Origin of the sequence: Brunnivagina elsteri CCALA 953, assembly GCF_002289455.1 — a bacterium.
Taxonomy (GTDB): Bacteria; Cyanobacteriota; Cyanobacteriia; order Cyanobacteriales; family Nostocaceae; genus Brunnivagina; species Brunnivagina elsteri.
In genome coordinates, this window is the sequence record NZ_NTFS01000397.1 from 1 (window position 1) to 5,986 (window position 5,986).

At 36.9% G+C, this 5,986-nt stretch carries 3 protein-coding genes and 1 pseudogene; all 4 read right to left on the reverse strand.

What is annotated here, in order from left to right:
* Positions 1-262: 262 nt before the first annotated feature.
* Positions 263-652 (reverse strand): hypothetical protein, encoded by a 390-nt coding sequence (locus tag CK510_RS24830; RefSeq protein ID WP_095724224.1) that lies wholly within the window; start codon positions 650-652, stop codon positions 263-265.
* A 70-nt stretch (positions 653-722) separates the two neighbouring features.
* Complete coding sequence (locus tag CK510_RS24835; protein WP_095724225.1) at positions 723-3,551, reverse strand: TIGR02921 family PEP-CTERM protein; 2,829 nt, start codon at positions 3,549-3,551, stop codon at positions 723-725.
* Between the two features lie 282 nt (positions 3,552-3,833).
* Positions 3,834-5,195: pseudogene (locus tag CK510_RS24840) on the reverse strand (aldehyde dehydrogenase family protein); the annotation flags it as partial.
* Between the two features lie 177 nt (positions 5,196-5,372).
* Positions 5,373-5,927 carry a cyclase family protein gene (locus tag CK510_RS24845; protein ID WP_095724227.1) on the reverse strand — a complete coding sequence of 185 codons (555 nt, stop codon included), beginning with the start codon at positions 5,925-5,927 and terminating at the stop codon, positions 5,373-5,375.
* Positions 5,928-5,986 lie beyond the last annotated feature (59 nt).

Genomic DNA, 5,986 nt, shown 5'->3' on the forward strand with positions numbered 1-5,986 from the left:
CCTCAAGTCATTGCTCACCGTTGTGCTTACCTTAATGGATTAATCTTTGCTCGCTAAATAAAAAGTGGGATGCTCCCCCAGATAAGGTTGTGGATTTACTTGTTTTAGGTAAAGTTTCGCGAGATGGATTTGGTACTTCTATTCTGGAATATTTAGATAAGTTTGGTGGTTATGATATCACACCTAAAGATTTTGAAGTTAGGGGTTAGCTCTGTCTATTGCAATGAAGCAAAAGAAAAAAATAAGCCGGATTAATCCAATTTTATCTTCTTTGAGATTTGCGATTAGCAAGTTTAGCAGCAGTACCCCTCCACAAAATTATCACCGGAATTAAAGCAAAAAGAAAGGGAATAATCAGCACGGGAGATAACGAAGATATTGCAACACCAATTATCATGAAGGCAATACCTCCAAAAATGAACCATCCTGATATAATTACCCACCAAGGTTGAGTTCCACTAGATAAACCTCTGTAAGCATGTCCTCTGAGATATATTTCCCCCATTGGATCGAAACCTGATGGAAGTTTTTCGTGGTATGTGGGAGGTTTTTCGGGAGGAATTTCGACTACAAATTTGTCTGCTTCTGTGCGATCGCGTTTAAAATAATCTTGATTGTCACTTTCTTGATTGTTGCTATTATTTTCGCTCATAACCCTGATTTTCACCTTTTCTCTTGATTTCGTATCCCCAACTGTTAAAAAATGTCAGGGATATTATTAATTAATTCACATTCATCCGTCGCTTTTTCGTAAACACAAAAAACAGGATTCCTGCTATTACCACGGCAATACCAGTGGAAGGTTCGGGAATACTGGCAGATTTCAATGGATTTGAGGGTTTAGTTAAATCTTCTTTCCCTGATTCTATTTTACGATTAAAGCGGTCTTTATCGGCTTCTGCTTCTTTTAATTGTCTGCGTTGTTCGTCATTTACTAGGACAATCATCGATGAGTAAGGAGTAACAATTTTGAACCTTTTCGCTAATTCGTGAATTGCGTCGAGTTCTGCTAATTGGTCTAAATTTTTCTCACGACTTAAACCTGTAATTAGCTGTCTAGCTGCTAGGGAATCGAAGGAATTGGGAGTAGAAAGTGAAGAAGAAGGGTTGGTAAGTTTCTCCATGAACCAAGCGTAACCATCGATGACGTTTACAACTGAGTTTCCTAATTTCGATTTTGTTGCTTGTCTTTTGAGAACTTCGGAAATATCGGTAGATACTCCACCATTACTATCTGCGATCGCTTTAATAATTGTGTCGTCGTAAGCTTTGGGAAGCGAACCTAAATGTACTAACCATAGTGGTGAGTTGATTTTGGGAAGATTTTTCTTATCATCGGATAATTCGTAACTTCCTTCATCTGTGACTAACAAAATACCATCATAATTAGTATTACCCCGCATTTTGTCAAATTGTTGCAACATTTCTTTGAGTTGCATAGTTCCATAAAAGGTCATTTTTCCAGGTTTGAATTGATTAATATCATCAAGTCGTTTTGGTTCTGTCCCTGGGATGGATGTGAGATATAAATCAGCATCGTTATCAGCTAGGTTATTGTTAGCAAATCCTTCTTTTCTCAACCAATTCCAGGTTTTTTCTAATTCCTGAATATGGGAGTTCATGCTACGGGAAGTATCGAGAACAATCGCAAAGCGTTGATTTATGGGTAAGGAATAATCTTGTGTATTTAGAGGTTTTGCTGTGATTTTGTATTCATTTGTGGAGAAGCTTAAATTTACTGTGTGGATACCTAGTTCTTTGTTTCCAGGTAAATATGCTTCTAACCAATCATCTGATTTTTGATTTTTGTCATTTTTTTCATTGTATATTTGATTAATAACTTGACCATTACGAATGCGCTTGGTTTTATTTACTAAACCATTTGTCCAATAGATATTTCGTTTTTCTCCTAACTGTGGTAATGCCCAACCTTTATCTTGTCGCATGACTTTGTAAGTTAACCAAAGATGCATTTCTGTAGGAATATTTCCTTGAGATTGTAGTTGTGCTGGTGAGGGTTTTACTGGTATAGGAAATGCTCGCAAACGGTAATGTCTTGGTCCAACTTGTTCTAATAATGCTGGGTCAATTGGTCTTGCTCTTTGTACTTGTTGATTGTATACTTTTTGTGCTGCACCACGGGGAGAAAGTACATATTCAAAACGTTTTGATAAGTCTGCTGTATCACCTAACCAAAGACCTGTAATTACTGCGCTTTCTGGTAATGAAAAGGAGTAAAATACTTCTTGGACATCTCTAGTTGTGTTTTCATAAATCTCATGTAATTCTACATTTGCCCAGTCTTTATGTTCTTTTGTGGTAACTTCTTGCTGTTTCAACCACACTTTTTTCTGGTTGAGATTGAGCAATCCAGCTTTAGCTTCATCTAAATTAGAAGTTGATTCTAAAGCGTGATTAATAGCATTTTGTTCACCTTTTTGGATGGGAAGATCAAAAAATTGTGAGTAAAGTTTATCTGCTTTTTGAACATCGGATTCTGTCCCATTATATAAAAATGGTGACATTAATTGATTGTAAATATTTTGGATGCTTTTATTAACTGATTTAGGAAAGCCAAAGATTTTTTCATACATATTCTCAATATGATTATTATCTTTGACACTACTGAGATAGCGGTAATTTGATAAATAGGCATTGACTAATCCCGAACGAATTGTATCTGACTTCGACAATAAAACTTGACGAGCATTATCAGTTTGCGGGGGATTATTGAGGAGGGAAAAAGCTTTAACTTGTGGTTGTTGCTGGAAAGAAATGAAGAGGGTAAAAGTTGCGATCGCAACTCCCAAAAATCCTGCTACTGCTTTCTTGGTTCCGTACTGTGCTGCAAATGCTTTTAAGATTTTTATCCCAGAAGTAGTATACAGATATGCAACTAAGGAAGGCATTGCTACAAATAGCGAACAAGTCATTCCAAATAGTAGGAAGTAAAAAGGAATTCCATAAACAATGGTAATTACTGGGTTGGCTATAAATATCTGCCAAAGATTGATAGCCCATTCAAATTTGAGGATTTCTACGATTAACCAAGCTGCAACGGGTAAAGCATAAAATAGCAGAATACTGCCAGCATAAATACCAACAAATAGCATTAAACTATGGACTAACATTTGCAACCAAGCAATGCTACGTTTTGTATTTGCATAACCATACAACATTTCTGCGGCAAAGGCAGAAATACAAACACCTATACTGATTAAAATGTGGACACTCGCAGGGGTAAGTTCTCGAAATACAAATAATCGCAACCCACAAAGTAAAACTAAGGGTGCTTCAACAGCATAAAATAGTCGTAAGAGTTCTAGAGGTTGACTGCTAAACTTTTTACCCCCAATAATTGTGCAAGCTACTGGTACTGCAATTAATGTACATAGGGAGAAGAAAAACTCAATGGGAATCTGCCCCTCGAAGGTTGCAAGTATTAAGAATATACCAATGAATGGCAAAATTCCCAAATACACAACTGATAGGAAAATTAGATTCCAACCCCAAAAGATAGCTTGAAATATTGCGTTAAAAAAACTTTTCATATATGGATTTCCAAAAATGTATTTGTGATGTTCATGTTATGAAGGATAGGTATACTTATTTTTCCCAAGTTTATCGTTGAATTAACAGATACACCAGATACATATCCAATTCCAGAAAAAAACTCTTCACATTCCCTTTAATTTGGAGGTTTTTCGTTTTGAGAGAAACTGGGCTTCTTGAATTTATCATACTTGACTTTAGATTTTGCATGGAGGAGAAACCCAGTTTCTTACAGCATCTCTTACAGACAATCTTAATAAATAATTGTAGTTCTTAATGCTCTATTCCCTATTATCAATTTGTGCCCGTTGTAAACTTCCCGAAAAGTCTACATAAACCGTTTTCCATTCAGTAAATGTATCAATCGCAGCGCTTCCAGCTTCACGATGTCCATTTCCAGTTTGCTTGACTCCACCAAAAGGTAGATGCACTTCAGCACCAATTGTGGGACCATTTATATAGGTAATACCCGCTTCAATATCCCGCATTGCAACAAAAGCTTTATTGATATCGCGAGTATAAATCGAAGAAGAAAGCCCATAATTAGTATCATTGATAATTGCGATCGCATCCTCAAATGATTTTACTTCCATCAAAGCAACTACTGGACCAAAAATTTCTTCACGAGCAACCCGCATCTGTGGTGTGACGTTATCTAAAATTGTGGGTTTAAAGAAATAACCGTCTTTTAAATTACCTTCAGCAGCAATTTCCCCACCAATTAAAATATTTGCTCCTTCTGCACGGGCAATATCCATGTATTTACAAACCCGTTCTAACTGTCTTTGATTAATTATTGCCGCAATTTCGGTATCAACATTGTAACCAGCACCTAAACGTAATTTACTGGTGCGATCGCATAACATTTTTGTAAATTTTGCCTTGATATCGTGATGTAAAATTAATCGACTTGTTGCTGTACAACGCTGTCCAGTAGTTCCAAATGCACCCCAAATTGCTCCATCAAGTGCAAGCTCTAAATCTGCATCTTCCATGACAATTTGAGCATTTTTTCCACCCATTTCTAAACATACTCGTTTGTGGGTACGTCCGCAAATTTCCCCGACTTGTGAACCTGTTTCTGAGGAACCTGTAAATGAAACTAAGTTGACATCGGGATGTTCTACTAATGCTTTACCTACTTCTTCCCCAACTCCATGTACTAAGTTAAAAACTCCATCTGGTAAACCTGATAAAGCAAAAATCTCGACTAATTTTGTTGCACAAGCTGGGGTCTCTTCGGCAGGTTTAAGGATGACTGTATTCCCACATACTAGTGCTGGCATTGCTTTCCAACAAGGAATAGCGATAGGGAAATTCCAGGGGGTAATTAAAGCGCAAACACCAATGGGGGTTCTGACTGTCATTGCGAATTTATTGGGCATTTCCGAGGGGGTAGTTTGCCCAAATAAGCGTCTTCCTTCCCCTGCACTGTAAAATGCACAATCAATCCCTTCTTGGATGTCTCCCCGTGCTTCTGTGAGGGGTTTACCCATTTCCCGACTGATGAATTGTGCGAGTTCTTCTTTATGTTGGAGTAATAATTCTCCGACGCGAAAAATGTATTCAGCACGAGTTGGAGCAGGAATTTTTCGCCATGTTTGATAAGCTTTGCGGGCAGATTCTACTGCTTGGTTAACATCTGCATTTGTGAAAAAAGATTGAAAGAATAAACCGCCAAGACGCTGAGAACGCCAAGATAATATAGAGAGATTTTCACAAATGATTTAGGACTGCTATAGCAATCATATTTGAATTACAAATATCATATAACATTATATAACCACCAAGTCGCCAAGATATATTGAAAATTTACCAATTCAAAATAGCGCTAAAACTCCCACAGGAGAACCCGAACCATCGCGAAGTCGAAGAGGTGCAATCGCAATTGTAATTCCTGTTGGTGGTAATTTATCTAAGTTGCTCAAATTCTCTAAAACAATGCGTGGTTTTTCTAATAGCAAACGATTCACAGAAAATTCTGTATCAATTCCTGCATCAACTCCATGCGTATCGATTCCTAAACCTGCGATTTGACGTTCTGTTAATAAAAATTCGCTGACATCGCGACTAAATCCAGGAAAATGAATATTTCCATCTTTATCTTGTGGCATAAAATCATTAGCATTTTCCCATTTTTTTGCCCATCCCGTATGCAATAACACCACACAACCAGATGGAATTTTCCCATGTTGTTTTTCCCACGTAATTACATCTGTAATATTCAGCTTATAGTCGAAATTAGTATTATCATTAATCTGTTTACAAATATCAATTACCACCGCAGGTAAAATCAACTTTTCAGCAGTATATTTATCAATTCCAATGCCTTCTTGATGAAAACTAATTGGTGCATTTAAGTAGCCGGACAGAATTAATTACAAAAATGAGTACAAAGCATGTCAGGATAAAAGAGGTGCATTTTTCATAACTA